Origin of the sequence: Curtobacterium flaccumfaciens, from assembly GCF_013359815.1 — a bacterium.
Taxonomy (GTDB): Bacteria; Actinomycetota; Actinomycetes; order Actinomycetales; family Microbacteriaceae; genus Curtobacterium; species Curtobacterium flaccumfaciens.
On the sequence record NZ_JABMCF010000015.1, the window covers coordinates 1 to 573 of the forward strand.

Sequence of the window (573 nt, forward strand, 5' to 3'; positions counted from 1 at the left end):
ACGAAGTGCCGAAGTCACGAAGTCCGGGAGCGGCCACACAGCACGCGCGACGACGGGGCAACAGGGACGCCCAGAGCGCAGGAGCACGAGAGCGGCGAGCGGCCACACGTCGGCACAGCAACAGGGCAGGAAAGGGGCGAGACCGGGGCGCAGGTGACGCGGGATGGAACGGCAGACGCGAGGGAGAGACGCCGCACGGGCGCTGAGGACGGAGCGCACCGCTGAGCAGCGACGGGCCGAACCGGACCAACCGGTTCGGCATGGGTGAAACATCCGCGCCGACCTTGCACGTGGGAGTGGAGAGGCAATACGGTTCACAGATGGTTAATTATCTGGGGGATTGGCGTGTTCTCAACGCTGGCGAATGGGTCACGCTCTATAAAAAATCAGTGCATTACGACAAGCCTGGCGACCCTGGGCGTCCTACCGACTTCGCCGCCGGGGAAGAAGGCTATGACACTGGCCGGTGGAACGTATACATGACGCCAAAGGATCCCGATAGCGCTCTCCTTCGCCGCGGGGATGAACGCTATGTGGACCCGACGTACAAGGGCGACTATCAGATCGACGAGG

1 protein-coding gene is annotated in these 573 nt (G+C 63.5%); it reads left to right on the forward strand.

Annotated features, from left to right (window positions below; genetic code table 11):
- Positions 1-320: 320 nt before the first annotated feature.
- Positions 321-573: hypothetical protein (locus HP445_RS00040; protein WP_175330753.1), on the forward strand; the 253-nt coding region annotated here is incomplete at its 3' end.